Origin of the sequence: Nocardia sp. CY41, from assembly GCF_009829325.1 — a bacterium.
GTDB lineage: Bacteria > Actinomycetota > Actinomycetes > Mycobacteriales > Mycobacteriaceae > Nocardia.
In genome coordinates this window covers 1-26369 of sequence record NZ_VUOS01000014.1, presented here as the reverse complement: position 1 = coordinate 26369, position 26369 = coordinate 1, and the positions used below count along the sequence as shown (strand labels likewise).

General features: G+C 67.7%; 24 protein-coding genes and 2 tRNA genes. 17 read left to right on the top strand and 9 right to left on the bottom strand.

Features of this window, described 5'->3' with window-relative positions:
• Positions 1-56: 56 nt before the first annotated feature.
• Positions 57-335: an aa3-type cytochrome oxidase subunit CtaJ gene (ctaJ, locus tag GVY64_RS16635; RefSeq protein ID WP_159842356.1), complete on the top strand. Its 279-nt coding sequence runs from the start codon at positions 57-59 to the stop codon at positions 333-335.
• Positions 322-786, top strand: coding sequence for a DUF5130 domain-containing protein (locus tag GVY64_RS16630; RefSeq protein ID WP_159842354.1), 465 nt, complete (start codon positions 322-324; stop codon positions 784-786). The genes ctaJ and GVY64_RS16630 overlap by 14 nt, the downstream gene beginning before the upstream one ends.
• 54 nt (positions 787-840) lie before the next feature.
• On the opposite strand, the gene pepN is transcribed toward GVY64_RS16630, so the two are convergent.
• Positions 841-3423 (bottom strand): aminopeptidase N, encoded by a 2583-nt coding sequence (gene pepN, locus GVY64_RS16625; protein WP_159842352.1) that lies wholly within the window; start codon positions 3421-3423, stop codon positions 841-843.
• Between the two features lie 208 nt (positions 3424-3631).
• Here pepN and GVY64_RS16620 point away from each other — a divergent pair, with 208 nt between their 5' ends.
• On the top strand, positions 3632-4468 hold the full coding sequence (locus tag GVY64_RS16620; RefSeq protein ID WP_159842350.1) for a phosphoribosylaminoimidazolesuccinocarboxamide synthase: 837 nt from the start codon (positions 3632-3634) through the stop codon (positions 4466-4468).
• 3 nt (positions 4469-4471) lie between these two features.
• Here the strand turns inward: GVY64_RS16620 and GVY64_RS16615 are convergent, their stop codons facing one another.
• From GVY64_RS16615 to GVY64_RS16600, 4 genes are all read right to left on the bottom strand, one after another.
• The gene (locus GVY64_RS16615; protein WP_159842348.1) at positions 4472-4948 is read right to left on the bottom strand and encodes an NUDIX domain-containing protein; all 477 of its coding nucleotides are present in this window, start codon (positions 4946-4948) and stop codon (positions 4472-4474) included.
• 83 nt (positions 4949-5031) lie between these two features.
• The gene (locus tag GVY64_RS16610) at positions 5032-6297 is read right to left on the bottom strand and encodes an RNA polymerase sigma factor (protein ID WP_159842346.1); all 1266 of its coding nucleotides are present in this window, start codon (positions 6295-6297) and stop codon (positions 5032-5034) included.
• Positions 6294-6695 carry a YciI family protein gene (locus GVY64_RS16605; protein ID WP_201298038.1) on the bottom strand — a complete coding sequence of 134 codons (402 nt, stop codon included), beginning with the start codon at positions 6693-6695 and terminating at the stop codon, positions 6294-6296. Before GVY64_RS16605 ends, GVY64_RS16610 begins: the two co-directional genes overlap by 4 nt.
• Before the next feature lie 106 nt (positions 6696-6801).
• Positions 6802-8037: an NAD(P)/FAD-dependent oxidoreductase gene (locus GVY64_RS16600; protein ID WP_159842344.1), complete on the bottom strand. Its 1236-nt coding sequence runs from the start codon at positions 8035-8037 to the stop codon at positions 6802-6804.
• 182 nt (positions 8038-8219) lie between these two features.
• Between GVY64_RS16600 and GVY64_RS16595 the strand changes: the two genes are divergently transcribed.
• Entirely contained in the window at positions 8220-8861 is a 642-nt protein-coding gene (locus GVY64_RS16595) for a mycothiol-dependent nitroreductase Rv2466c family protein (RefSeq protein WP_159842342.1), read from the top strand.
• Between the two features lie 40 nt (positions 8862-8901).
• Here the strand turns inward: GVY64_RS16595 and GVY64_RS16590 are convergent, their stop codons facing one another.
• Positions 8902-10008 (bottom strand): M48 family metallopeptidase, encoded by a 1107-nt coding sequence (locus tag GVY64_RS16590; protein WP_236566879.1) that lies wholly within the window; start codon positions 10006-10008, stop codon positions 8902-8904.
• Between the two features lie 175 nt (positions 10009-10183).
• On the opposite strand from GVY64_RS16590, the gene GVY64_RS16585 reads away from it, so the two are divergent.
• Both GVY64_RS16585 and GVY64_RS16580 read left to right on the top strand, forming a co-directional pair.
• Entirely contained in the window at positions 10184-10657 is a 474-nt protein-coding gene (locus tag GVY64_RS16585) for a ribose-5-phosphate isomerase (protein ID WP_159842340.1), read from the top strand.
• 23 nt (positions 10658-10680) lie between these two features.
• Complete coding sequence (locus GVY64_RS16580; protein ID WP_159842338.1) at positions 10681-11493, top strand: Fpg/Nei family DNA glycosylase; 813 nt, start codon at positions 10681-10683, stop codon at positions 11491-11493.
• A 24-nt stretch (positions 11494-11517) separates the two neighbouring features.
• On the opposite strand, the gene GVY64_RS16575 is transcribed toward GVY64_RS16580, so the two are convergent.
• Positions 11518-12468 carry a GGDEF domain-containing protein gene (locus GVY64_RS16575; protein ID WP_159842336.1) on the bottom strand — a complete coding sequence of 317 codons (951 nt, stop codon included), beginning with the start codon at positions 12466-12468 and terminating at the stop codon, positions 11518-11520.
• A 1039-nt stretch (positions 12469-13507) separates the two neighbouring features.
• On the opposite strand from GVY64_RS16575, the gene GVY64_RS16570 reads away from it, so the two are divergent.
• Positions 13508-13581, top strand: a tRNA-Gly gene (locus tag GVY64_RS16570).
• A 50-nt stretch (positions 13582-13631) separates the two neighbouring features.
• Positions 13632-13708, top strand: a tRNA-Pro gene (locus tag GVY64_RS16565).
• 396 nt (positions 13709-14104) lie between these two features.
• Here GVY64_RS16565 and GVY64_RS16560 read toward each other — a convergent pair.
• Positions 14105-14827, bottom strand: a complete 723-nt coding sequence (locus GVY64_RS16560; protein WP_159842334.1) for a MerR family transcriptional regulator — start codon at positions 14825-14827, stop codon at positions 14105-14107.
• A gap of 387 nt (positions 14828-15214) precedes the next feature.
• On the opposite strand from GVY64_RS16560, the gene GVY64_RS16555 reads away from it, so the two are divergent.
• The 9 genes from GVY64_RS16555 (at position 15215) to GVY64_RS16515 (ending at position 25870) form a co-directional block, all read left to right on the top strand.
• Entirely contained in the window at positions 15215-15547 is a 333-nt protein-coding gene (locus tag GVY64_RS16555) for a hypothetical protein (protein ID WP_159842332.1), read from the top strand.
• A gap of 50 nt (positions 15548-15597) precedes the next feature.
• Complete coding sequence (locus GVY64_RS16550; RefSeq protein ID WP_159842330.1) at positions 15598-16491, top strand: ROK family protein; 894 nt, start codon at positions 15598-15600, stop codon at positions 16489-16491.
• Between the two features lie 377 nt (positions 16492-16868).
• Positions 16869-17993 (top strand): GAF domain-containing protein, encoded by a 1125-nt coding sequence (locus GVY64_RS16545; protein ID WP_159842328.1) that lies wholly within the window; start codon positions 16869-16871, stop codon positions 17991-17993.
• A 67-nt stretch (positions 17994-18060) separates the two neighbouring features.
• Positions 18061-19065 (top strand): conjugal transfer protein, encoded by a 1005-nt coding sequence (locus GVY64_RS16540; RefSeq protein ID WP_236566878.1) that lies wholly within the window; start codon positions 18061-18063, stop codon positions 19063-19065.
• Between the two features lie 25 nt (positions 19066-19090).
• Positions 19091-19342, top strand: a complete 252-nt coding sequence (locus GVY64_RS16535; protein ID WP_442939599.1) for a hypothetical protein — start codon at positions 19091-19093, stop codon at positions 19340-19342.
• Positions 19339-19875, top strand: coding sequence for a hypothetical protein (locus tag GVY64_RS16530; RefSeq protein ID WP_201298037.1), 537 nt, complete (start codon positions 19339-19341; stop codon positions 19873-19875). Before GVY64_RS16535 ends, GVY64_RS16530 begins: the two co-directional genes overlap by 4 nt.
• The gene (locus tag GVY64_RS16525; protein WP_159842324.1) at positions 19875-22400 is read left to right on the top strand and encodes an ATP-binding protein; all 2526 of its coding nucleotides are present in this window, start codon (positions 19875-19877) and stop codon (positions 22398-22400) included. Before GVY64_RS16530 ends, GVY64_RS16525 begins: the two co-directional genes overlap by 1 nt.
• Positions 22400-24922, top strand: a complete 2523-nt coding sequence (locus tag GVY64_RS16520) for a hypothetical protein (protein WP_159842322.1) — start codon at positions 22400-22402, stop codon at positions 24920-24922. The genes GVY64_RS16525 and GVY64_RS16520 overlap by 1 nt, the downstream gene beginning before the upstream one ends.
• Positions 24923-25009: 87 nt before the next feature.
• The gene (locus GVY64_RS16515) at positions 25010-25870 is read left to right on the top strand and encodes a hypothetical protein (RefSeq protein ID WP_159842320.1); all 861 of its coding nucleotides are present in this window, start codon (positions 25010-25012) and stop codon (positions 25868-25870) included.
• Positions 25871-26188: 318 nt separating this feature from the next.
• On the opposite strand, the gene GVY64_RS16510 is transcribed toward GVY64_RS16515, so the two are convergent.
• A partial coding sequence (locus tag GVY64_RS16510) for a hypothetical protein (RefSeq protein ID WP_442939598.1) occupies positions 26189-26369 on the bottom strand: 181 nt, incomplete at its 5' end.

The window sequence follows — 26369 nt, the reverse complement described above, 5'->3', positions numbered from 1 at the left end:
GCGGTCCGGCTCGACCGGACGGAGAACTACTACAGAGGATCGTCTACCTTTGATCCGTGAGCATTCTCGAGACAGTGCTGATCTTCGCCGGCATCCCGCTGGTGATCTACGGCGTGATCGCCGGATTGTCGTTCCTCGGTAAGCCACTGCCTGGCGAGAAGCCGGTCCACTTCACCCTCGGTCAGAAGTGGACCCAGCAGCCGGTGCTGTGGAGTGCCACCGAAGAGGTGATCGGCTCCGGTCACCACTTCGCGGAAACCCCGCATGGAGTGCATGCGGCCATCGAGTCCACCGAGGTGGAGCTGATCGGAGGACGGGCAAGTGGCAGGTTCTAAGTGGCCCGCGGTGGTCGAAGCCGAGTTGCCGCACGGATACGCGATCACCAGTAGCGGACGCGTCTCCGGTGTGCACGAGGCGGGCGATGTGTTCAAGGAGGCGCCGTTCAACGATGAAGAGCGGCTGACCATGGACAACGTGCTCACCGAGGCGACTCGCGCAACCAAGGTGCGCTTCAACGTCTACATCGGCGATCTGGGCGGGGACCCGGCCGCGCGTGCGGACGCGATCTTCCCCGGCACGCCCGAGGCGGCGCACTCGGTGCTCATCGCCGTCTCGCCCAACGAGAAGGCGATCGAGGTGCGCTCGGGCCGCGCGGTCGCCGACCGCGCGAACGACCGTGTCTGCCAGCTCGGCGTCACCGCCGCGCTGAGTTCTTTTCGGCAGGGCCAGCTGATCGACGGCGTGGTCTCCGCGGTCCGCGTGATGGCCGCCGCCATCGGAAGGTAATAGGAAACGCCGCGCCGGCGCGTCCACCCGACCGGGTGGACGCGCCGGTTTCGTTCACGGCTGTGCGTCGAACGCGCGGGCGCGCAGCGAGCGTTCGATGCCCGCCTTGCCCTCGCTGACCAGGCGGCGCAGCGCCGGAGGGTGGTCGCCGGCGAGGAACTTGTCGGCGACGGCCACCGCGTCCTCGCTGATCGCCCAGTGCGGGTAGAGGCCGACCACCACGGTCTGGGCGACCTCGCTGGAGCGCCGCTCCCAGACGCCGGGAACCTCCGCGAAGTACCGCTCCACGTAGGGAGTGAGCAACTCACCCTGACCGGCGGGCGCGAAGCCGCCGACGATCGAGCGAGCGGTGATGTTGGGCACCGTGTCGTCGCCCATCACTGTCGCCCACGCCTGCTCCTTCACCTCGGCGATCGGACGCGCCGTCGCCGCGGCGGCCGCTTGCCGCTTGCCCGCGGCCGTGGGGTCGTTGGCCAGTTCCTGGTCGATGACCGGCGTGTCCAGGCCGTCGGCGTCCAATTCGCCCGCCGCGGCGAGTGCCGAGACGATCCGCCATCGCAAGTCGGTATCGATCACCAGGCCGGGCAGCCCGACCTTGGCCGGGTCGCCGTCGAGCAGTTCACCGAGCACCTCGGTGTGCCAGGCCGACAACTTCGCGCCGGTCAGCGCGTTGACGAAGGCCAGCTGGTGGTCCGAACCCGGCTCCGCCTCACGCGCCAGCTCCAGCAGCCGATTGGCGAATTCCGGCCAGCCGGTGGTCGCGGCCCATTCCGGATCGGCGTAACTGCTCAGCGCGGTATTGGCTTGCATCAGCAGCCGCTGCACCACGCCGATCTCGCTCTCCGCGCCGACACCCCGCTCGACCAGCGCGACGAAATCGCGGGCGCGGAACTCGGCTTGCCGCGTCATCTCCCAGGCCGCCGACCAAGCCAGCGTGCGCGGCAGCGGCTCCGCGATGTCGGCGATGCGGTTGACCAGCACATCGAGCGAATCGGGGTCCAGACGGATCGAGCAGTAGGTGAGGTCGTCGTCGTTGACCAGGACGAACTGGCCGCGCGGCACGCCGATCAGCGCGGGCACCTCGGTGCGCTCGGCGGCCTCGAGGTCGAGCTCGACCCGCTCGGTGCGCACCAGCTTTCCGTCCCGCTCGTCGTACACGCCGATCGCCAGACGGTGCACGCGCCGCTCGCCCGCGCCCGGCTGCGCGCCCTCCTGTACCACCGCGAACGAGCTGAACTTCCCGTCGTCGTCGACTTCGAACTCCGGGCGCAGGATGTTCAGCCCGGTGGTCTTGAGCCACTGCGCGCCCCAGGTGGACAGGTCGCGTCCGGACGACTTCTCCAGCGCCGACAGCAGATCGTCGAAGGTGGCGTTGCCGTAGGCGTGGTCGGCGAAGTACGCGCGCAGACCGGCCAGGAACGGCTCCAGGCCGACGTAGGCGACCAGCTGCTTCAAGACGCTGGCGCCCTTGGCGTAGGTGATGCCGTCGAAGTTCACCTCGACCGCGGCGAGGTCGGGGATGTCCGCGGCGATCGGGTGCGTGGAAGGCAGCTGGTCCTGCCGGTAGGCCCAGGACTTCTCCACGTTCGCGAACGTGGTCCAGGCGTTGGCGTATTCGGTGGCCTCTGACTGGCACAGTACCGAGGCGAAGGTGGCGAACGACTCATTCAGCCACAGATCGTCCCACCACTTCATGGTGACCAGGTCGCCGAACCACATGTGCGCCATCTCGTGCAGCACGGTCTCGGCGCGGCGCTCGTAGGACGCCCGGGTGACCTTGGACCGGAAGACGTAGTCCTCCAGGAAGGTCACCGCGCCCGCGTTCTCCATCGCGCCCGCGTTGAACTCCGGGACGAACAGCTGGTCGTACTTGCCGAACGCGTACGGGACGCCGAAGTTGCGGTGGTAGAAGCCGAAACCCTGCTTGGTCTCGGTGAACAGTCGCTCGGCGTCCATGTAGTCGGCCAGCGAGGCGCGGCAGTAGATACCGAGGGGGATGTCGCCGTGATCGTCGGTGTAGACGTCGGTCCACTGCGCGTAGGGACCCGCGATGAGCGCGACCAGGTAGGTGCTCATCCGCGGGGTGGTGCGGAAGACGTGCTTGCCCGGCTCCGGCGCGACGGTCTGCGCTACGGCGGCGTTGGAGATCACCTGCCAGTCCTCCGGTGCGGTGACCGCGAGATCGAAGGTGGCTTTGAGGTCGGGCTGGTCGAAGCAGGCGAACATCCGCTTGGCATCGGCCGTCTCGAACTGCGAGTACAGGTACACGGCGTCGTCGGTGGGGTCGACGAACCGGTGCAGGCCCTCGCCGGTGTGCGAGTACTCGCAGTCGGCCTCCACCACCAGCTCGTTGCGCTCGGCCAAGTCGGTCAGCGTGATCCCGGTCGACTCGTCGTAGCCGGAGACGTCCAGTGCGGTGCCGTTGAGCACCGCGGAGCGCACGCCGCGCGCCACGATGTCGATGAACGTGCTCGCGCCCGGCGTCGCGGTGAAGGTGACGGTGCTGCGGGAGAAGAAGGTCTGCTCGCCCGGGGCGCCCGCGCCGTCGGTGAGGTCCAGCTCGACGCGGTAGTTCTCGACCGACACCGTCGCGGCGCGTTCGATCGCCTGGTCGCGAGTGAGGTTGGGTGCGGACATAAGGCTCCTTCGGGGTCGAAGAACTGGCACGGGCGACACCCACAATGCCACTTCGGTCCGGCGGGCCGCGCGGGACTTTCCCGAGAAACCCCGATGTCCGCCGGCCCCTCCGCGCCGGGACGGCGGACGGCGCGACGGCCGCGCTCGGGGCCGGCGGTATTGTGCCTGGTACAGCACGGTTCATCAGCACGGATTCGGAGGCTCGACGTTGAAGCATGTGCACGCCGGGAAGGTGCGTGACCTGTACGAGGACGGCGACACGCTGCTGCTGGTCGCCTCCGACCGTGTGTCGGTCTACGACGTGGTGCTGCCGACGCCGATCCCGGACAAGGGTGCGCTGCTGACCCAGCTGTCGAACTGGTGGTTCGAGTACTTCACCGATGTGCCCAACCACGTGGTCTCCGCCACCGACGTGCCCGCCGAGTTCGCCGGTCGCGGCATCCGGGTCAAGCCGCTGAAGATGGTCCAGGTGGAGTGCATCGCGCGCGGCTACCTGACCGGTTCGGGGCTGGTGGAATACCGGCGGACGGGCTCGGTGTCCGGTGTCGAGCTGCCGCCCGGGCTGCGCGAGGGCGACAAGCTGCCGGAGCCGATCTTCACGCCGACCACCAAAGCGTCCGAGGGGCACGACGAGTCGATCACCTTCGCGGACGTGGTGAACCAGGAGGGGCGCGAGATCGCGGAGCGGCTGCGCGAACTGACCCTGCACATCTACGCCCAAGGCGCCGCGCATGCCGCCGAACGCGGTGTCATCGTCGCCGACACCAAGGTCGAATTCGGCTGGGACGGAGACGTGCTCACCCTCGGCGACGAAGTGCTGACCTCCGATTCGTCGCGGTTCTGGCCCGCCGACGAGTGGGAGCCCGGCCGCGCGCAGCGCTCTTTCGACAAGCAGTTCGTCCGCGACTGGTCCACCTCCACGGGCTGGAACAAGGAGGCGCCCGGCCCGGAGATCCCGGCGGAGGTCGTCGACGCGACGCGCCAGAAGTACGTCGAGGCCTACGAACTCATCACCGGCCGCGCCTGGGCCGGCGTGCCGCGCTGACGGTCATTCCCCGAGCAACTCGGCCAGCCGGTCCACGCAGGGCCGCTGCCCGGCGACCAGCTTCGCCCGCGCGGTGGGCGCGTCGAACCACTCCACGCGGTCGATCTCCGGGAACTGCGCGAACCGGCCGGAGCGCGGCGGCCATTCGAGCTCGAAGGTTCCCGGCACCACGGCGGCGGGGTCGAGGTCGCCTTCGACGGCCCAGACGGTGAGAATCTTCTTGCCGCCGCTGTAGCGCGTCTCGCCCAGCGGCAGCCACGCGCCGTCGGGGACCGGCAGTCCGAGTTCCTCGGTGAACTCGCGGCGCGCCGCCGTCCGCGCGTCCTCGGCCTCCGGCTCGTACTCGCCCTTCGGAATCGACCAAGCGCCCAGGTCTTTTCGCGCCCAGAACGGACCGCCCATATGCCCGAGCAACATCTCGACGGCGCGGTCCGGGGTCCGGCGGAAGAGAAGGACTCCCGCACTGTGTTTGCCTGCCACACCGCGTAGTCTGCCCCGCCGCGATCGACGAGCGTCCTCGCCCGTTACTGCCCGGCGCGTCGCGGGAGCATCGGAAGCCACCTTCACCCCGCGAGATTCGCATTCGCTTCGTGGCGCAACCGTGCCGCGCGAATGGTGAGATAGTCGCGCTCGGGCACGCTCGTCGTGCGGGCGGCGGCGCTGGTGTAGCAACCGATGGCCGCGTCCACCGCGCCGGCCATCTCGTGCAGGTGTCCGCGTACGGCGTCGAGCCGGTGGGTGCCCGGCAGCCGCTCGTCGAGCGTCTCGGTCAGTGCGAGACCGGCTTCGGGGCCCGACACCATCGCCGTCGCCACCGTCCGGTTGAGCGTCACCATCGGATTGTCCGACAGCTGTTCGAGCCGCTCGTAGAGCGCGAGGATCTCGGTCCACTGGGTGTCCTCGGCCCGCGGCGCCTGCGCGTGCAGAACCGCGATGGCCGCCTGGATCTGATAAGGGCCGCGCAGTCCGCCCGCGAGCGTGCCGGTGACGAGGGTCGTCCCTTCGGTGATCAGCGCCCGATCCCACAGCGCGCGACGCTGTTCGGCCAGCGGGATGAGTTCGCCGTGCGCGCCGGTGCGTGCCGTGCGGCGGGCGTCGGTGAGCAGCATCAACGCGAGCAGGCCGGTGACCTCGGAGTCGTCGGGCAGCAGCCGGTGCACGGTCCTGGTGAGCCGGATCGCCTCGTCGGACAGATCGGTCCGCTGCAACGCGAGTCCGGAACTGCTGGTGTGGCCCTCGGTGAAGATCAGGTACAGCACGTGCAGGACCGCGCCGAGCCGTTCCCGCCAGTGCCGGTCACCCGGCTGCGCGAAGGGACGCTCGACCGTGGCCAGCTTCTTCTTCGCCCGCGTGATCCGTTGCGCCATAGTCGGTTCCGGCAACAGGAAGGCGCGGGCGATCTGTTCGGTGCCGAGTCCGCCCACCGCCCGCAGGGTCAGCGCGATGGCCGCGGCGGGCGACAGCGCCGGATGACAGCACAGGAACAGCATGGTGAGCGTGTCGTCGTGGTCCACCGAGACGGCGTCGATCACTTCGCGGTCGAAGGCCGCGGTCTCCCTGCGCCGCCGCGCCACCTCCGCGCGCACGGCGTCGGCCATGCGACGTTGCGCGACCTGGACCAGCCAGGCCCGCGGATTGTCCGGCAGGCCTTCCCGCGGCCACTGGGTCGCGGCCGCCAGCAGCGCTTCCTGCAACGCGTCCTCGGCGGTGTCGAAGTCGCCGAACCGGCGGACGAGCGTTCCGAGGACCTGCGGCGCCAGTGCGCGCAGCAGGTCCTCGGTGCTCGCCGGGAGCGGTGTGTCGTCGGGCACCGCACGCCGGTCGCTCATTGCTCGGTGGCGGGGGCGCCCATCACCGCGCGCACTTCGATGTACTCGCCGATCGGTTTACCGCCGGGGCCGGGTGCGGCGGAGGCCTGCGCGGCGATCTCGTAGGCCCGTTCGGGACTGTCCACGTCGACGATCCAGTATCCGGCCAAGAACTCTTTGGTCTCCGGGAACGGCCCGTCGGTGACCACCGGCGCCGATCGACCGTCCGAACTGACGATCCGCGCCTCTTCCGGCCCGGCCAAACCCTGCGCGTCCACCAGCTCGCCCGCCTCGGCGAGCTGCGCACCCAGCGCGCGCTGGAAGTCTATGTGCGCTTGGATCTCTTCCGGGGACCATTCGTTGATCGGTGTGTCGCAGTACGCGGTGGGTCCGTAGGTCTTCAGCAGCATGTACTTCACGATTCGTTTCCTCTCGTGCGTTCGGTCGCGTGGAGCGCTCCGGTAGCGCTCGCGAAGAGGTCGGAGCCCAGCGCACGGATTCGACACGTCGTGTTGGTGATCCACATCACAACTGTGCCGTGGTGTCGGCCAGCCGGTCCGGGTCGACCGGATCGCCCGCCAGGATCAGTTCCTTGATCCGGTCGGTCACGTCCCACACGTTCACGTTCATCCCGGCGAGCACGCGGTTGTCCGCGTCCAGCCAGAAGGCCACGAACTCGCGCTTCGCCGTGTCACCCCGGACGACCACCTTTGCGTACTCGTCCGGCGCGGCGAAGCCCGTGTATTCCATGCCCAGGTCGTATTGGTCGGTGAAGAAGTAGGGCAGCCGATCGTAGGTGGCCTCGTGGCCGAGCATGGTCGCTGCGGCGACCGCGGGTTGGTTGAGCGCGTTCGCCCAGTGCTCGACCCGGATCCGGCGGTTCAGGACCGGATGCCGCTGCGCGGCTATATCGCCCACCGCGACGATGTCCGCGTCGCTGGTGGCCAGCCGCTCGTCGACGAGCACGCCGTCGTCCACCGCGAGCCCGGCGTCGGCGGCCAGTTCCACGTTCGGGCGCGCGCCGACGGCGACCAGCACGGCGTCGGCCTCGATCGTGCTGCCGTCGGCGAGCCGGACGCCGTTGGCGACCGCCGTGGCGATGGCGTCCTCGGTGGTGATCGCCTCGACCTGGGCGCCGAACCGGAACTCCACGCCGTTGGCCCGGTGCAGGTCGGCGAACACCTGACCCATCTCCGGCCCGAGCACCGCCAGCAGCGGCAGATCGGCGCGCTCCACGATGGTCACCTCCACGCCCGCCGCCCGCGCCGCCGCGGCGACCTCCAAGCCGATCCAGCCCGCTCCGATGATGACGATCCGGCGCGTCGCGTTGCTGAACAGCTCGATCAGGGTGTCGGAGTCCTCGATGGTCCGCAACGTGTACACGTTGGGCGCGTCGGCGCCGGGGATCGGCAGGGTCCGGGGCGTCGAACCGGTGGCCAGCGCGAGCTTGTCGTAGGGCAGGGTGGAATCGTCGGGCAGGGTGATCGTCTTCGCCGCGGGGTCGAGCCCGGTGACGGTGGTACCGAGGCGGACTTCGACGTGGTGGTCGCGGTACCACTGCGCGGGAACGACGGTGAACTCCGGCAGCGCCTTCTTCCCGGCGAGATGCTCCTTCGACAGCGGCGGCCGGTCGTAGGGCAGCCGCTCCTCGGCGCCGATCAGCGTCACGCTTCCGTCGAAATCCTTGGCGCGCAACGCTTCCGCGAGTTTGGCCGCGCCCAGTCCGCCGCCGACGATGACGAAACGCTGGTCAGGACTCATTGCGGACTCCTTCTCCGAAGGGAACCAAGCTCCTGCCGATCAACCCTACTGTCCGCCGTGCGCGCGGCCGGCGGAAAACGGCTCCCCGGGTGGGAACGAATCGGGAGCCGCCGTGGTTGGTCGAGGTAGGGCGGCGAAGTGTGCGCGCCGTCCGTCCGCATGCGATCGAGAGGAAGCCGCCCGTGACCGAGAAAGTCACCAAGGACGTCGCCGATTTCTGGTTCGACCCGCTGTGCCCGTGGTGCTGGATCACGTCCCGCTGGATTCTCGAGGTCGAGCAGGTGCGCGACATCGAAGCCCGGTTCCACGTGATGAGCCTGTCGGTGCTGAACGAGGGCAAGGATGTGCCGCCGCAGTACCAGGAGCTGCTCGACACGGGCTGGGGCCCGGTCCGCGTCGCGATCGCCGCGGCGCAGGAGCACGGCGACAAGGTGCTGTTGCCGCTCTACACCGCGATGGGCACGCGCATCCACAACCGCCGCGCCGAGTACGAACGCGACAGCCGCAAGGAAAGCCTCGCCGCGGTGATCGCCGACTCGCTCGCGGAGGTCGGCCTGCCCGCCGAGCTGGCCGCGGCCGCGGAGAGCACCGACTACGACGAGGCGCTGCGCAAGAGCCACCACGAGGGGATGGACAAGGTGGGCCCGGATGTCGGCACCCCGACCATCCACATCAACGGGACCGCGTTCTTCGGTCCGGTGCTGTCCCGGATCCCACGCGGCGAGGAGGCGGGCAAGCTCTGGGACGGCGCTGTGGCGCTGGCGTCCTACCCGCACTTCTTCGAGCTGAAGCGCACCCGGACGGAAGACCCGTCGTTCGACTGAGCAGTTGTGCGCGGGTGCCGCCTGGCGGCACCCGCATCGGTCAGAGCACGGACTTCGGCGGGCTCGCGGGTACCTGACCGTAGGAACTCGCGTAGCTCGCCGGCATGCCCGCGCCCGCGGGCGGCGCCGGGCGCAGGAACAGCTTCCCGTGCCTGCTGCGATCGCGCAGCGCCCACATCCGCCAGGTGAGCACCGGGTGGCTGGACAGGGCGTTCACCATCCAGACGAAGAATCCCTTCTCGACGGCCGCCCGATCGGCCATCTCGTCGAAGCCGATCAGCCGGTTCATGTACTTGCCCGCGGCCAGGGTGCCCATGGCGGCGGAGGCCCCGGTGTGCCGGTTGCAGTAACCGTGGTTGTCCGCGGTGTACTCCTGCGCGCGGATCAGGCTGTTGCCGATGATCGGCAGGAACGGGACGAGGAACATGCCCAGTTGCCGCCAGTACGACGTGTGCCCGGCCGCGATGTGGCCGACCTCGTGGCCGATGATGAACGCCAACGCGTCGGGTTCGCGTGCGGCGCCGCCGATTTCGAACAGATCGCTGTAGACCACCACGTAGCGCCGGAAGCCGTGGCCGCTGGCGAACGCGTTGATCTGGCCGTTGCCGAGCACGACATACGCGTCGGGCGCCTTCGCCATGCCGAAGCGGGCGGCGGCGTCCACCACCATCTGATAGCCCCCGGGGAACTGCGTCGGCGACATCTTGACGCCGTTGACCCGCTGACCGGCGTAGTTGATGCCGCGGCCGAACCACAGCAGCAGCGGGGCGGCCGCGAACGCCAGCACGTACTGGTCGAAGTTGCCGGTCGCGAGCAGCACCAGCGCGATCAGGTACGCGAACACGGTCAGCACCACCACGACCACCAGCATCGGGATCTCCCAGCTGTGCCGGGCGGGCATGCCGAACGGAGACAGGCCGCGGGGCTGCCGCTGCGGCGGCGCCGGGGGCGGCACCGGAAGGCCGGGGTAGGAACCGTACGGCGCCGGGTACCCGGCCGGGGGAGCGGCCGGATGTGAGCCCGAGGTGTACTGCTGGCCGTAGGACGCGGCAGGCGTGTCCTGAGCCGAGACCCACCCGCCCTGCAGGGGGTACGGGTCGGCCTGTCGGCCCGCCTGGTCGGGCGGCTGGGGTTCGAACGGCTGCATGGGATGAACTCTATTCAGTTGCCGGGAACGGGGTCGGCGCGTCGGCCGTGTCACCGGGGCTTGTGGCCGCGAACACAGCTGTCGTATCAGTCGATTCGCGCGGGCCCACCGCGGTGTTGATCGCGGGGCGTGCCCTGTTGCCGCCGCGTCGCGGACGCCTGACACAATGCCAGCCATGCGCGTTTACCTGGGTGCCGACCATGCCGGTTTCGAACTGAAGAATCACGTCAAGGCCCATCTCGAGCAGGCGGGCCACGAGGTCGTCGACTGCGGCGCGCTCGAGTACGACGCGCTCGACGACTACCCCGCCTTCTGCATCGAGGCGGCCCGCCGGACGGTCGCCGACCCCGGCAGCCTCGGCCTGGTGTTCGGCGGCAGCGGCAATGGCGAGCAGATCGCCGCCAACAAGGTGCCCGGCGCCCGCTGCGCGCTGGCCTGGAGCGTGGAGACCGCGAAGCTGGCCCGCGAGCACAACAACGCGCAGCTGATCGGCATCGGTGGCCGCATGCACTCGACCGAGGAGGCGCTGGCCATCGTGGACGCGTTCGTGTCCACCCCGTGGTCGGACGAGGAGCGCCACCAGCGGCGCATCGACATCCTGGCGGAGTACGAGAAGACCGGCATCGCCCCGGCGGTTCCCGCGTACTGAGCGCACGCAGGTCGTAACCGGCTGTGCCGGAAGGACATACACTGCACCGTCTCGCGCGGCTGCATCAGCGTCGGTTCGCGGGCGGTGTGGTGCGCGTGTCGAGCCCACAGGGGAAGTTCGCCGCGGGAGCGGCCCGGGTGGACGGGCAGATGCTGACGAAATCCGAGGCGTGGGGCAAACACCTGTTGCATCACTACGACTCGGGCTTGGTCGTGCACGTGCATCTGGGCTTGTACGGCACGTTCACCGAGTCCGGGCTGCCGATGGGGGAGCCGGTCGGGCAGGTGCGGATGCGCATGGTCGGCGGACCGGACGGACAGCCGGGCTTCGGCACCGACCTGCGCGGACCCGCAGCGTGCGAGATTCTGCTGCCGCCGGAGGTCGTCGCGCTCACCGACCGGCTGGGTCCGGACCCACTGCGGCGCGGCGCGGACCCGGACCGGGCGTGGCAGCGTATCCATCGTTCCCGCAGGCCGATCGGTGCGCTGCTGATGGACCAGCAGGTGCTCGCCGGGGTCGGTAACGTCTATCGGGCGGAACTGCTGTTCCGCCATCGGATCTCGCCGCATCGCCCCGGCACGGAGCTGTCCGTGGGTGAATGGGCCGACATGTGGGCTGATCTGGTCGCGCTGATGCGGGTGGGCGTGCGCGTCGGGAAGATGGTCGTGGTGCGACCCGAACACGATCACGGTGAGCCCTCCTACGCCCCGGATCGTCCGCGCACCTACGTCTACCGCCGCCAGGGCGCCCCCTGCCGGCTGTGCGGAACGCCGACCGCCCACCAGGTGATGCAGGCCAGGAATCTGTTCTGGTGCCCCAGCTGCCAACCGGGCTGACCGGACCGCCGCCGTGCGGCCCGGTCAGCCCGCGACGGCGGTGTCGATGTCGGGCTCGTCCGCGAGGGCGAAGCGGCGGCCACCGGCCGTCTTCGCCGAGTACATCGCCCGGTCGGCGCGGCGGATCAGATCGGTGAAATCCAGCGGGCTGCCCGGCGGGTTGTAGGCGGTCCCGACGCTGGCCGACACGGGTACCGGCCCCGCCGACGACCAGACCGGGTCACGCAGTGCGGCCACGATCCGGTGCGCGAGATCACCGAGATTGTTGTGGTGGGGATTGGTCGCGAGCACGAACTCGTCGCCGCCGTACCGGCAGATCACCGTATCCGGCGGACAGGCTTCGCGCAGCCGGCCGGCCAGCTCGACCAGCACCTCGTCGCCGATCGCATGGCCGTATCCGTCGTTGATCTGCTTGAACCGGTCCAAGTCGATCAGCAGCAGCCCGACGCCGCGAGTCGGGTCGGTGGCCATCAGGCGGACCTTGTCCTGCAGCAGCGTCCGATTGGCCAGGTCGGTGAGCGCGTCGTGGGTGGCCTCGTGGCGCAGTCGGTGCTGCAACGCGGCGATCTCCTGCACCCGCAGCGACACCTTGGCCGACAGATTCTGCTCTTGTTGCGCCAGGGCGCGCTCCTGCAGCGCCTGGGCGTAACTGTCGATGGCCTGACTGGCGATGAACGGCCAGCGGGTGGCCACCAGCGAACCGGGCGCGCCGGACGGGAAACCGAGCAGCCAGCGCGTGGCCTGCGCCAGCATCCGGATCCGGTCGAAGGGCGCCTCGGCGAGCCGGGCCCCGAGCATGCGCGCTTCGGGTACCGGGAACGGCTCCGACCTGGCGAGCGTGAGCAGGCGCTCGACGATCTCGATCAGCACGGGTTCCAACTGCTGGGGCGCCGCGCCCGACCCGGGCTCGGCGCAGACCGCACGGGCCCAGGCACGGGCCATGGCGGCTACCGGGGGCTCGATATCGGCCGACATCGGACTCACCCGGTGTGAGCGACGTCGGTACCCGGATGCCCTGTGAGCACACAGGTGCCGGCGTCACCCTGATCGTTCCCACTGCTGCGCGGTTGTGTCCACCTGGTTCGGCGCACGCTCACCGCCCCCTTTCCAGATACCCCCGTCCGGCAAAAAGGATCCTAGCAAGCCACTCGGCATCGAAAAGTGGTGATTTGCAACGTGTTCTCGATGCTCGGTGAATGGCGACCGGGTATGTGATCGTTCCCGTCGCGTTGGTGTTACACCCGATTCCGGTTCGCTGCAAAATCGCGGCGCGACGCGCTGGCGACACGCGGTACGAAGTGTGCGGGGAGTGGTGCGCTGGCCGCGGGGACGGTCCGGACCGTCCCGGTGCCACCCGCTTCACGAGAATCTGTCCTCGCACGCGAGGTCCTCGCCTTCCCTGTCGAGTTCCGGATGATGGTGCCGAGCGTTCCGGTGGCGGGCGCCTGCTCGCGGTCCGCCCGCGGTGCGGCGGCCACGGTAGGCCACCGCTCCCGGGCCTGACGCCGGAGCCCGGCTCGCCCGGGTGGGCGATGAGCGCCCGGCCGCGTCGAGGGCGCGCCGGCGCCTCCGCAGGCGGAGCCGGTGCGCGATCGGCCGGCGGCCCGTGCGACGGGCTCGCTCCCGGCGCGCACCGCTTCGACTCCCTCCGGGGCCGGTGGCCGTGGCTCGGTGAGACGCCGAGCGCGTCGGCCGTGACGGCGAGTCGTGCGGTCCTCATCGGAATTCCCTCGAGCGAAGTTCCTGGGGTGACAGGTGTGTCATTCGAGTTTCGCCCACCGGAATCCGACACGCCAGAGTTTCAATGAAAAACAGCCTTTAAAATTTCGTGTGCGCGCGCCGCCGGGCTCCGGCGGACCGGTCGTGCGAGACTGTGCGCGGCAACCCCGGAGCGCTCCGGCGGGCAACCTGCGAGATCGCGCTGCGCGGGGGGCTGATTGGCGTTTCGGAAGTCGGGTTCGGTACAGTCGGATCGCACACGACATCGTGGCGATCCCATCGGTGTCGTATGCCTGCGGGTGTAGTTCAATGGTAGAACCTCAGCCTTCCAAGCTGATGGTGCGGGTTCGATTCCCGTCACCCGCTCCACGGAGTGTTCATCCTCGTCGGCGGCCCGCCCCGGCCGCCGACGAGGGCCACGGGGTGTAGCGCAGCTTGGTAGCGCATCCGCTTTGGGAGCGGAGGGTCGCAGGTTCAAATCCTGTCACCCCGACCAACGTTCGGGGGGCTCTTTCGCGATCGAATTTTGTTCGACGCCCGCGGTAGTCGCATCGGTCCGCCGTCTTCTGTCGACGGATCGGTATACCTACGTATCCCAGTAGGTTTCGTGTGTGCGGCGGCGCGGACGCTCGCGCCGTCACGGGAGCGTGGGTGCACCGCTCCGGTTGCAGGAAGCCGTCGCCGGGCACCTCGTGGCAACTCTTCGGCACCGATCGAGCCCGGGTGGGTTCACTGGTTCGCGGGGTCCGTGTTCGATGCCCGAAGGCAAGCGCAACGGATTTTCCGCCGGCACCGTCGGCGCACCGCTCGAAAGAGCCGAACGGATTTGTCTACCTAAGTATTGAACCGTGCCGGATGGAAATAAGAGAACGGTCGGTTCGCGTCCGTGTCGTCACTGCTCCGCTTGCAGCTGCGGGGTGGAGGCCACTGTGGGCGACGGCAGCTCGGAGTGCCGGGCGAACGCCTGATCGATCAGCTCCGAGGTGGCGCGGGTGACGATCAACCGGGCGATCGCCAGATCGGTCTCCAGCTTCGTGCGATCCCGCGGAGTCCGTGCGGATTCTTCGTAGGTCTGCCCGGCGAGGCGGTAGAACAGCTCGGTGGCGAAGCGGTCGGCGATGCGATCGCAGTCCGCGCGCAGGCGCTCGACCAACTGGAACGTGTCCTGCATCGGCAGCCCGGTGTCCGCGAGCCGGGTGGCCAGATCGCAGCATCGCGGATTGGTGACCCGGTACGCCTCGAGCGGGTCTTCGCTGGAGGCCAGCGCCTGCTTCGCGTAGTCCGGCAACTCGGCGTAGCTGTCCTGTGGCTCGGTGGTGGCTTCCGGATCCGGTTCGGCCGCGTTCGCGTTCTTCACGCCGAGCACATCGGCGAGTCCGTCGCCGCGGTCCCAGGCCTCGAGCAGCTCCCTGATCCCGTTCAGCTTCATGCCACGCCCCAGCAGGCGGCTGATGGTTTGCAGCCGGTTGAGGTGGTCCGACCCGTAATACCCGATCCGCCCGCGCACCTCCGGCGAGGGCAGGAGCCCTCGCTCGTGGTACACGCGGACGCTGCGCACGGTGGTGTCGGCTGCCCGTGCCAGTTCGTCGATCGTGAATTCAGAGTCTGCAGCCATGTTTAAAAGGAAACCATAGTCGGGCCCCCGTGGAAAACGGTCCGTTTCATAACGTGCCGTTAAATACGGTAGCTGGGTATTGCTTCAAGGTCAACGAGCCGTTACATAGCGGTACAAGAGGTTGTGTGCTGGGCAACAGTGGGCTACCGTGCGTAGACCAGCTTATCGCGGCTGGGTTCCGGGGACTGTTGAGCAGCCCTGATGACCGTCCGATCCATGGGCCACGCACCTGCAACAGGTGTGTGCTCGGCATCCCCGGAGATGGCTATGAGCATTACGCGAACTCTTCCGATGGACACGGGATCCATTGCATCAGCAAAGGTCTCGTCGATTCCGGCAAAGTCGAACCAGCGGCCCCCATGTGCCGACGTCCCCGACAACTGGGACATGGACACCGGGAATCCGGATGCCTGGCGAGCAGCAGTGCGCACCTGCCAGAGTTGCCCCTTGCTCGTGCAGTGCCAACAGCTGGCGCAGATGCTGACCTCCCGCGGTGACGGTCCCCGCGCGATGATCTGGGCCGGCGTCGCCTACGACAACTCCGGCGGCGTCATCGAGAACCTGGACCGGCACCGCGCCGCTCCGATCGACCACAAGCGCCCCATGCGGATCATCCGTACCGGACCGCGTCCGCTGCGCACGGTCTCCACTCTTCCCGCGCCCCGGCGGCACATCGTGCTCGGCCAACCCCTCAAACCGACCGGCACCGACGGTCTGTGACTATGCTGCGTGCAGTTTTCCGTGTCGAGTCCTTCGGTGGTGTGTAACTCATGACAGTGCTGGCATTGGAGATCGGGTCGTCGGGCTTCGCGGCGACCAGGGTCGCCGACGATGTCGACACCGACGACATCCGGAGGATCCCGATCCCGGCGACGGGCGCCTGGGACCGATGCCAGGAATTGTTGCTCGAGGTCGCGGGCGGTAACCAGGTCACCGCCCTCGGCATCGCTTCGGCCGGGCCGATCGATATGGCGGCCGGCGTGATCGCTCCCGCCGATGTTCCGGAGTGGCGAGCGGGTTTCGGCATCGTCGGAGCCGCGCGGAAGCTGTTCACGGAAGCGCAGGTTCCGCTCGCGCTGGACGGCGTGTGCCTGGCGCTGGCGGAGCGAGGTTTCGGCGCGACGAGCGGAGTGATGGACAGTCTGGCGATCGGCGTCTCCGATCGCATCACCGGCGGCGTCGTGGTAGGCGGCTTCAGCTTGGTGGGGCGCACCGGCAACGCCGGCCACGTGGGTCATGTCCTGGTTCCCGGGTTCGACGATCGGTGCTCGTGTGGCGGCCGCGGATGCCTGGAGGCGGTCGCAGGCGGCCTGGCCGTGGTGCGCTGGGCGCGGGAGCAGGGCTGGGCCGGCACATCGGTGCCGGAGCTGCTGGAGGCAGCCCGCGTAGGCGAGGACATCCCGGCCGCGGCGCTGGGCCGGGCGGGCACGGCGCTGGGCCGGGCGATCGCTTCGGTGGCCGCATTGCTCGACATCGACCTCGTGGTGGTCGGCGGCTCGCTGGCAGGAGCGGGACCCGTGTTGTGGAAACCGCTGGGCGAAGCCGTCGCCACGCATGCCAGGCTGAGCTTCCTGCCCGGGTTGCGCGTGATTCCCTCGCAACTCGGGGATATCGCGACGATTATGGGCGCAGGTGTGCTGGCGCTGGCCGGAAGGAATGCCTGACCTTTCGCGCAACGGCACAAGCCCTGGGCGAGAGCGGGTTCCGGCTGCGGGCCGAATTAACCACGGGAATGCTAGCGGCCACGGATGGCGGTTGCCATTGATCTTGTGCGCCGGTTTGCGGCGGATGTGCCGTCGCGCTGCGCGCCGGTACGAGGGTAGCTCGACCGAACGTAACGTGAACAAAATGAACACGCCTGCGCGTGTCCCATGAGCATGACGGAGACTTCATGAGGACAGACGGTTCTCTCGCAGGTTGATTGAGCCGCTAAATAACGGTACATTGCCTGAGTCACAAGATGTCTCATCCGGGTTGAGGCGGACCCGGAGGAACGGCTGGTCGGGCAAGTGCGAAGCGAAGTGGCGCAGTGATTCCTTGGGTGACGATCGAGACGTTGGCGCCGGACGGCATGTCCGTGGCCTCGGTGGGGGATGCACCGCGTGAGTTCGCGAGCTGGCAGCGGGTGTTGCAGCGCACGCTGTCCAAAACGCCCGCGTTGTACGACAAGCTGACGACCGCGGGCCTGACGGAGGCGATCCATACCGCGCACGACCAAGCGCAGGATGTCGACCTGGCCATCCAGACGCGCGCGGGTCGGCACCAGCTGCTCATCCGCCCGATCTTCGGCCCGGCCGGCGACGTGCACGCCGTGCGACTGTGGCTGGGCCCGGCATCCGAGCGCGTCGCCGCGCCGCGCCCCGCGGTGGGCGCCATCTGGGACCTGAGCAGTCAGACGATCCAGCAGCCGAGCGGGATCACGCGGCTGTCCGGCAGCACCGCCGAACAGTACGTCCCGAGGATGTCGATCGCGGAATTGTTCCACCGGGTCTCGAGCTTCGATCGGCACGCGGAGGTCCTCGATCTCCTCTATGACCCCAAGCCCGGTGAGCGGATGCAGTTCGACACCACCGTGGTGCACGGATTCGGACGCCCGGCCCAGTGGCGGATCACCATCCGCGCCCGCGACGACGAGCGCACCCGCGGCGCGTGGTGGCTGATCGAGGATGTGACCTCGGAGAACGCGCCGGCGGCGTGGCCCACCTTGGAGCGCATCGGATTGCGTGAGGCGCACCGCCGGGCGGGCACGCATCTGGCCGTGGTGCAGCTCGAGCACACCAGCATCTCGCACTGGCTGACGGACCCCGCGCCGTGGGTGCGGTGGGACTATCTCTTCCGGCCCGTCGACGTCTTCCATCCGGAGGACCGTCCCAAGCTGGCGGAACTCGGCGATCGGCTGCGGTCGGGCGACAGTTGCGGGGTGACGTTGCGGGTACTCAACTACGGCGGTGGTTACACGCCCACCTCGTTGCTCCTCTATCCCTATCCCGGGTACTCCAGCAGACAGCTGGCGATCGCTCAGCTGGTCCGGGCCGCCGACGACGTTCCGTTGCTGGAAACCCATCGGCAGGTCCTGGAACCGCGGCAGCGCAGCGCGCCGATCGGCTATGACGAACAATTGCGGCATTGGCTCGCGGGCAGGGTGAAAAGCAACCCCGCCTGCTGACGATTGATTCCCATGAGTGGGAACTACTGGCCGGTTAAGAACGCCTGTGCTCTCTACCATTTCGGGAGTGAGGACAGTGGTTCGGGGACCGGCAGATTCGGGTGAGGCACTGCTTCGCCGGATGGCCGCCCGCCGCCGTCGCGACAACATCGTGGTCGCGGTGCTCGCGGTACTCGCCGTACTCGGCGGCGGCCACGCGATTCTCAGTGTCTTCGACTCCGGCCCGCCCGCGCCGTCGGATGATTCGACGACGGCAATTGTCGGGCATGCGCAATTGGCCGGGTCTTTCGCCGAACAGTTCGTCGTCACCTATCTGACCGCCACTGCGGGACAGCAGGATCGACTCGGCGAATTCGTCGGCTCCAATCAGCAGATCACGCTGCCGTCGTCCGCTCGCCACGTCTCCGATCCGTCGGTCGTCTATGTCTCGCGAGCGCTCGCGGCGGGCGGGCTCGAGGTCTGGTCGGTGACCGTGTCGGTCCGAGTCGGCAAAGCCGCGACCGCTGCTCCGTCCGACCAGCGTCAGTTCTATCGTGTCGCGGTCTCGTTCTCCGACGGGCGGTTGCGCGCGCTGTCGACGCCGGCGGTGGTCCAGCCTCCCGGCAAGGGCGTCGACCTCAAACCCGCCTATGGCGCGCCGTGCGCACCGGATACGCCGCTCGGTCAGGTAGCCGCGGGCTTTCTGAGTGCCATGCTGGCCGGAAACGGCGACGTGGCCCGCTACACCACCCCGGATGCCGGGCTGGCCGCACTGAAGCCGCCTCCTTTCACCGCCGTCGAGCTGACCTCGCTCACCACGGACGATTCGAGCTGCGGCTCCGGCGGAGCGAAGGCCCAAGTGCTGGCCACCGTCAACCCCAAAGCCGACACGGGCGCCACCTCGACACTGGCCTACCCGCTCACCATGATGCGCAACGCGGGCCAGTGGCAAGTGGTGTCCATCGACCCGATTCCCGCCTTGGCGAGCCCGCTCGCGGTGGTCGTCGGCCAGGATTCGCGCGGCGGAGCGCCGCCCACTTCCACCTCGACTCCTTCGCCGTCGGTGAAGATTCCGCCGGCGACGCAGAACTGATCCGAGAGGCAGCCCGATGGGTAACTTGAGCAACATCCTCTATGGCATCCTGATCTTTGTCCGATGGGGCGGACTGATCATCATCGCCATCATCACGATCGGTGTGTTGATCTCCGAGGCGGCGAAATCCAGGCTGTCGCCGGGGCGGATCATCCTCGTCTTCGGATCGGGGCTGATGGCCGGGGTGGCGATCTGGATTCTGCCCACGGCCATGAACTACGCGCGCACGGACGCAAACCTGATCGTCCCTGATCATCCCATCGGTGGCTATCGATGAGCCAAGTCATCAAGGTGTTCACGCCGATCAAACGTGTCCCCACGATGATCGGCAAGGCGCAGAACGGGCAGAAGCTGCCGTTCGGCCCCTACACCCTGCCGCAGGTCGCCGTCGCCGTGGCGGCGATGTCGGTGACATCGGTGGGAGCCATGACGTTGCCGCTGAACCCGGCCGTCACGTTCATCACGGGTCTGGCGATCACCATCCTGGCGGTCTTCGTGCTCGGGCTGGTGCCGTACACGGGCGTCCGGATGCTTTCCCGCGCTTTGTGGCTCGGCAGGCTCATCGTCTACCGCAAGCCGGTGTCGGCATCTGGCATGCCGATCACCGGTGACTCGGTGCGCCACACCATGTTCATCGAGGAGACGGTGGTCCTCCTACTGCCCGACCGCCCTGACGCGCTGGCCGCCCAGCCGAAATCCGGCATCCGCCTGCTCGAGGTGGTGAGTGGAGGCGGTAAGGCCACCGACCTGTGGCGGCGATTGAACGACAACGGCGACAGCAACGGCACAGCCTCCGGAGGACGCCCCTGATGGCACTCGGACGAGATCTACAGCCCACCGCGGCGATTCGCGGCAATCTCCAGTTCACCCATACGGGTCTGGTCACCGCGACATACTTCATCAATCCGCTCGGTTACGGCTTGCGCAAGGCCGGTGACAAGTACGACGTGAAGATGGCGCATCACGCGCTGGTCACCAATCTGCCGAGCGGCTCGCTGCTGCTCGGCATCCAGGCGCGCCTGAACACGATCGACGTGCTCACCAAGATGGTGGAGGGTGTCGACCTGGACGAGTGCGAGGACTACGCCGACGAGGTGGTGGCCTCCTACGAACGCGTGCACGCGATCATGCCGCAGACCCGAATCTTCCTGCTGTCGATCCCGGTCGGGACCAGCAACTCCAGCATGTCCGCGCTGTCGCGCCTGTGGCGTGGCAGTACCCCCACGATCGATGCGACCGCGATCTCCCGCGCCGATCTGGACGAATACGACGAGAAGGCGAACGAGATCCTGTCCAGGATCGGCGGTGACTTCGATCCGGTTCCGGTGCCGGCGGCTCTGTTCCAATGGCTGTGGGAGCACTACCTCTCGCGCGGCGCCGCAGGGGACCCGGTGGCGCCCACGCGTGCGGGCGCGCTGGACGACGCGACGGCGGCGGTATTCCGCTCCGCGGCGCTCGACGAGGGAGCACAGGCCGACAGCAATCGGCGTATCCGTCCCTCGTTCGTTCCCGTGATCAAGGTGGTACAGCCGGATTTCGAGTACCGCCCGTCCTACCAGGCGATGCTGACGCCGCACTCCTTCCCCTACGCGGGCATGACCTTTCCCGGCGGCAGCGAGTTCCTCAACGTGCTCGAAGGTCTCGGCGACGTCACCGTCGACTGGGGCATGCGGATCTCGACCAAGCCCGCCGAACAAGTGTTGAAGAACAACGAACTCAGTTTGCGCAGGCTCGGCGAGCAGATGGATCAGCGGGACCAAGAAGTCTCGTTCGCACAGAACACGTTGGCCTCGAAAGCGCGCATGCTCGGCGAGTACAACCAGCACTTCGAGGTCAACGGCGGGGAATCGGAGGTTTCGTTCACGACGGTCATCGCCATCGGCGGACCGACGCGGGACGCCACGATGGACGCGGTCAACACGCTCAAGCGGCGCTACAAGCGGTTCCAGGTCGACATGACCGCCCCGGTCGGCGCGCAGGTGGACCTGTGGTCGATGCTGATTCCGGGTAGCCCGCCGCGCCGTGCCTTCGACGACTTCGCCCACATCGTTCCCTCGGACATGTGGTCCGGTTTCGTGCCGTTCACCACCAGTCAGATCGGCGACGACAGCGGGCCGGTGATCGGTGTCAACCTGCTGTCGGGCCATTTCGAGCCGATCCACTTCGGCATCATGGAGGCCGCGCTGCACGACCTGTCCGCCTCGTTCGCCGTGACTGGCGAGCTCGGCTCGGGCAAGTCGTATTTCCTGAAACTGATGGCGGTGCTCGTCCACGACATGGGCGGGCAGTTCCTCGCCATCGACCGCAGTCAGGTCGGCGAGTGGGAGCACTTCGCGCGGTCGATCGATGACGCGGTGATCATCGACCTGGCCAATCCCACGGTGTCGCTGGATCCGCTGCGGTTGTTCAACCCGCGCATCGCGGGCGAACGTGCGCTGGATTCGATTCTTCCGCTGCTGGATCTGTCGCCGACTTCCGGCGCGGGCGCGGCGGTGAGCAATCTGCTGTCCCCGAGAGGCATGGCCGAGCACAAGATCAAGAGCCTGCTCGATCTGTACCACGTCGTTCGCCGGTTACGGGAGCATCCCGAGCGGGGCGAGGAGTACGCCGATCTCGCGGCGCGGCTGGGCACTGTGGTGGAGCGGGTTCCGGTGCTGTTCGACCCCAAACTCCGACCGCTGCGTCTCGACGCCGCCGCAACCGTCGTCCGCAGTCACAACCTGCAACTGCCGAGCGCCGAGGAACTCACCACGCCGCACTTGTACAACCGGTTGCCGCTGACGAAACGGCTCGGCACGGCGCTGTACGAACTGGTCGGCGTGGCGGCGCGGGAGGCGTTCCTCTCCGACAACGGCAGGTTCGGCCTGCTGGTCGGCGACGAGGCGCACCACTTCACGCAGACGCAGGTCGGCTCGGCGGTCACTTCGGACTTCAGTCGCGACGGCCGCAAGCACCTTGCCGCGATCGGGCTGGCCTCGCACGATCCGGCCACCGACTTCCAGGGCGCGGCGCACAACCTGATCCCGAACCGGTTCGTCTTCCGGCAGCGCGACGAGACGCTGGCGCGCAACAGCTTGGAGTGGCTGGGCGTCGATCTGGAGGAAGCGCCCTTCCTTCTGCAGATCTTGCGGGAAGAGACCTCGCCACCCGTCGGACCCGGTCGTCAGATCCCCGAGGAGCGTCGTGGCGAGATGTTCATGCGTGACGCGTTGAACCGCATCGGTCGCGGCAAGGTGCTCGGTCCGGCGCGTCCGGACCGGGCCGCGGCGATCACGAGCACCCCGACCAGCGTCAATGGCATGCGTTCGGCGCTACCGGAGCGGTCGGTGCGCTGATGAGATCGCTGCTCGCCTCCAGGATTCGCACAGATCAATCGTCCTTCGGCATGCCCTGGGAACCGCAGTTCTGGGACGCGGACCGTTGGCGACCGCAGATGGTGTTCCGGCGTTTCCGGGCTTGGATCAATGCTTCCCGCCGTCGCCGTCGCACCACGTGGATCGTCATCGCACTCTTCGTGCTGTTCGTCTTCCCTGGCCTGATGCACGCGGTGTCCATCGCGCAGACGGGCACGGTCACCCGGGGGGCCGCACCCAACAGTGCGACCGACTGGATGAATGTCAAAGACTCTTATGGCGTCAACGTGTCGAGCTACATGTTGGTGGTCGATCGCGGCGGAGTGCTGAACATCGGTAATTTCGCGCTGTGGATCATCCTCATGCCGCTGTTCGCGGTATGGCAGCTGTTGACGATCACCGGGGTCTGGCTGCCCGGCAAGGCGCTGGACTTCCAGTGGCTGAATCTGATCAGCGCGCCGTTGCAAGCGATGGCCCGCAACCTGACAACGCAGATCGCGACACCGCTGCTGGCGTCGACGGCGCTTGCGATCGGTGCGTTCTTCGTGGGCTACTTCATCGTTCGCGCCTTATACGCGAAGGCCGCTGTACAGGTCGTGACGATGATCGCCTTCGCGATCGCGGGCGTGTTCTTCCTGACGAACCCGCTTGCGGAGGCGTTGTCCGACCACGGTGTGCTGGTGCAGGGCCGTAACGTGGGACTTTCGGTCGCCGCGGGTCTGAACGGGGACAACAACCCTAACCCGGACCAGTTGGTCGGCACGCTGCAAGCGACCATGGCAACCAATATCATCCGGCTCGCGTTGCAGGTCTGGAATACCGGCCACGTGGTGGACAACAACCCTTCTTGCCGTGCGGCGTGGTCCGCAGGCATGGCGGCGGGCAGCGAAGACCGGGTGCGGAACGGAATGAAGTCGTGCGGTGACAGCGCCGCGTACGCCGCGATGGGAGATCCGAGCGTCGGTCAGATCGGAGCCGGACTGCTGCTGTTGCTGTGCGCGCTCATTCTTCTGGCTTTCGCCGCGTACCTGTCCTTCAAGATCATGTGGGCCGCGCTCGACCTCATCTACTACGGGTTCGCGTCGATCTTCGGGTTCGCCGCCGGTGGTTACATATACGGTCCGACGCAGACTTTCACCGTGCGTTGTGTGGTACACGGATTCATCGCCGGCGGGAAAATGGCCTTTTTCGTCATCGCCCTCGGCGGCTATGAGCTGTTGCTGGGCAGCCTGTTCCGAGCGGCGAACGGTCAGATCATGGTGGTGTTCGTGATCGGGGCGGGCGTCGAGGTCGTCGCCATCGTCCAGGTGCGGCGTCTGAGCAGGAATATCGACGAGGCCAACGACTGGGTGACCCACCGCATCGGCGCGGCGATCCAGAACCCCGGAACGGCGCAGGGTGCCGGTGGCGGCGCCCCATTGGGTATGGGTTTGGGCATGGGGAACTCTGGCGCGGCCAACTCGCTGACCCCGCTCGCCATGCTCGGCGCGATCAGCACCATCAACAGCTCGCCGGTCACGGCGTGGGCGGCCGGTGGCCGCCTCAACCCGCTGAGTCCTTGGTCCTGGCTCGACCATATGGACAAGAAGAATAAGGCGCGGGGCATGAAAACCAAGGACCTGCGAGCGGCTGCACATGCAGGGGTGCACACCCAAGTGCACAATGCGAATACGGCCCGGGACGGCATCGCGCGTGCCCGACGTCGCGCTCGAGTGCTCGGACTGGACTCGAGTGCGGACAGGGAAGCCGCGTTCGCCGCCCAGAATGTCGTGCATATGACGGGCCTGTCGTCCAATATCCCCTTCGCCCTCCAAATGGCCGGTGTCCGGAGGAGGGAGTTGCATCGAGCCTGGAACGCCACGACGGACGTCATAAAGCATACTGATAAAGAGCCGCTTCAGTCGGGCCACATCGGACATGTCGTCGCCGCTCACGGACTTTTCGAGAACGAATTGGTGAACGGTCATGATCCGCAAATGGTGAGGGCCAGGTTCCACGCATTGGAGGCCGTCGTCGATCGGTACCGGGGGGATTTCCCTGGTGGTGTCGCTCTCCGGACTCCGGAGTTGGAAAATCTCGGCAGATCGTATGTTCTCAATCCCGAAATGGATTTTATTACACGCCTGCAGAAGATTTCGAGCGGCGATATCTCGGATACCATTTTGGTACACGGCGGTCATATTGCCGATCTCACCCCGCACGACGCCGACCGATTGGGAAAATGGATCACCAACGAGCATGCACTTCGAATCCAGGCCGCCACCAATTGGGCAGCACAGGATCCGACCGACCTCGAACGAATCCGGGTGCTGCGTGCCGAGATCGACAATGGCACCCAAACGATTCAATATCAACAAGGAAAGCCGAGCACGGGTGCTAACTCGCTCGCGCAACCGGACGTTGTTAGCCGTCCGTTTACGCAGCCGGACCCTGTGCGGTATCCACTCGAGCCCCGCATACCGGGGGATTTAATAGAAGCTCTCAGGAACAGGCGACACGCCTGATCGGCATAAGAATTCCGAACGCATGGCAACGGGCCGAAGCACACAGAAAGGCATACGATGATCGGTCGTCTTTTGACGCTCATACTGATGCCGATCTGGGTATGGGTGGTGATGGGGGGCGTGGGCGTCGTGCTCGTGTTGATGATGGTTTTGCTGGTGGTCATCGGCGGTGCGACGTCGGCGATCGCGTCCGACCTGCACTATCAGTGCGACAGTGCGGTGGGGCCCGACCCCTCGCAGACAGTGACCCCCAGCCGCGCGACGACAGCGGCGCGGCCGACTGCGAAGAGGGCACCGGCGGGTGGAACGACCTCCACTCCCACCACGAATCCATACGCCGAGCTGACCATCGCACCGGACGACACCCACGCCTCCGAGTGGGATCGTGCCTGCGCCACGGCGATGAAGTACGCGCCACGCCAGGATCCTGCCTTGCTGTACGTCAACGGGGGCATCGGTGTGGAGTGTGCGCGTCAGCTCGCTCTGGCACAGCTGACGACGAGCGGGGCCGGCAACGGCTCCGGTAGCCGAGCTGGCGCCACGGAGTTCACCAGATCTGTGATCTACCAGGCATCGGCCGCGCAGACAACGGGTCGATGCGCGACGACCGAGGCGGCGGTCGCGCAGCCGTCGGTTGGGGACGGCGCGGGTCAGCCGAGCGTTCCGGCGCGGCGGGCATGTGGACAGCTCGGCGAAGCGTCGGTAGTCGTGTTGCCGAACACCATTGCCGCGCAAGCCGCGTGCGGCCAGCGAGTGGATCCCGTCGCGGTCTCGCCCGGCGATCTGGTGTTCTGGAATTTCCGAAACAACGCGCCGACCCAGGTCGGCATCGCGGTCAGCGACACGCGGCTAGTCACCACCGATGCGGCGACCGGTGACGTGATCGAACTGACCATCCCGAGCACGAACGACGTGCGGGTGAAACGAGTACTCGGCAGCGGGATGTGATGAATAAGCGATGCCGCCAACAGAGGTAGAGCCCCAGATAGAAGCTGGCGAGGATGCCGAGGCGCCGCCGGTGCCGATGACGCCGTGGTCGAGCCGGCCGGATCAGCAGCGGTCGCGGCCGGGTGGGGTGCCGGGGTCGCCTGGCAGTCCTTCTCCCGGGCCGGGGCAGTCTCCCGAAGCGGGTCAGCCAGGATCCGGTCAGCCAAATGGTCGCGGTGACGCCGGGGCTCCGGGTTCGTCTGGGGCGCCGGGTAATCCGACCGTGCCGGGTGCGGCGGGTGTGCCTGGTCAGGCGGGTCAGCCGAGTGGTGTGCCGGGTCAGCCGGGTGTGCCGGTGCCGGGTGGTGTGGTTGCTCCGCGGGTGGAGTCGGCGCCGGGTCGGGGTGGGGGTGCGGGTCGGGAGGAGGAGCCGGAGCCGTTGGTGGATCCGGCGTTGGTGGCGGGTGTGCTGCCGATGGCGGGGATGATGGCGATGGGGATGTTGCCGATGATCGCCTCG

What these genes read in the sequence shown, in the direction of transcription:
- pepN (WP_159842352.1), bottom strand. Translation starts at nt 3,423, where the DNA reads ATGTCCGCACCCAACCTCACTCGCGACCAGGCGATCGAACGCGCCGCG.
- GVY64_RS16610 (WP_159842346.1), bottom strand. Translation starts at nt 6,297, where the DNA reads ATGAGCGACCGGCGTGCGGTGCCCGACGACACACCGCTCCCGGCGAGC.
- GVY64_RS16600 (WP_159842344.1), bottom strand. Translation starts at nt 8,037, where the DNA reads ATGAGTCCTGACCAGCGTTTCGTCATCGTCGGCGGCGGACTGGGCGCG.
- GVY64_RS16590 (WP_236566879.1), bottom strand. Translation starts at nt 10,008, where the DNA reads ATGCAGCCGTTCGAACCCCAGCCGCCCGACCAGGCGGGCCGACAGGCC.
- GVY64_RS16585 (WP_159842340.1), top strand. Translation starts at nt 10,184, where the DNA reads ATGCGCGTTTACCTGGGTGCCGACCATGCCGGTTTCGAACTGAAGAAT.
- GVY64_RS16575 (WP_159842336.1), bottom strand. Translation starts at nt 12,468, where the DNA reads ATGTCGGCCGATATCGAGCCCCCGGTAGCCGCCATGGCCCGTGCCTGG.
- GVY64_RS16560 (WP_159842334.1), bottom strand. Translation starts at nt 14,827, where the DNA reads ATGGCTGCAGACTCTGAATTCACGATCGACGAACTGGCACGGGCAGCC.
- GVY64_RS16555 (WP_159842332.1), top strand. Translation starts at nt 15,215, where the DNA reads ATGGACACCGGGAATCCGGATGCCTGGCGAGCAGCAGTGCGCACCTGC.
- GVY64_RS16550 (WP_159842330.1), top strand. Translation starts at nt 15,598, where the DNA reads ATGACAGTGCTGGCATTGGAGATCGGGTCGTCGGGCTTCGCGGCGACC.
- GVY64_RS16530 (WP_201298037.1), top strand. Translation starts at nt 19,339, where the DNA reads ATGAGCCAAGTCATCAAGGTGTTCACGCCGATCAAACGTGTCCCCACG.
- GVY64_RS16525 (WP_159842324.1), top strand. Translation starts at nt 19,875, where the DNA reads ATGGCACTCGGACGAGATCTACAGCCCACCGCGGCGATTCGCGGCAAT.
- GVY64_RS16520 (WP_159842322.1), top strand. Translation starts at nt 22,400, where the DNA reads ATGAGATCGCTGCTCGCCTCCAGGATTCGCACAGATCAATCGTCCTTC.
- GVY64_RS16515 (WP_159842320.1), top strand. Translation starts at nt 25,010, where the DNA reads ATGCCGATCTGGGTATGGGTGGTGATGGGGGGCGTGGGCGTCGTGCTC.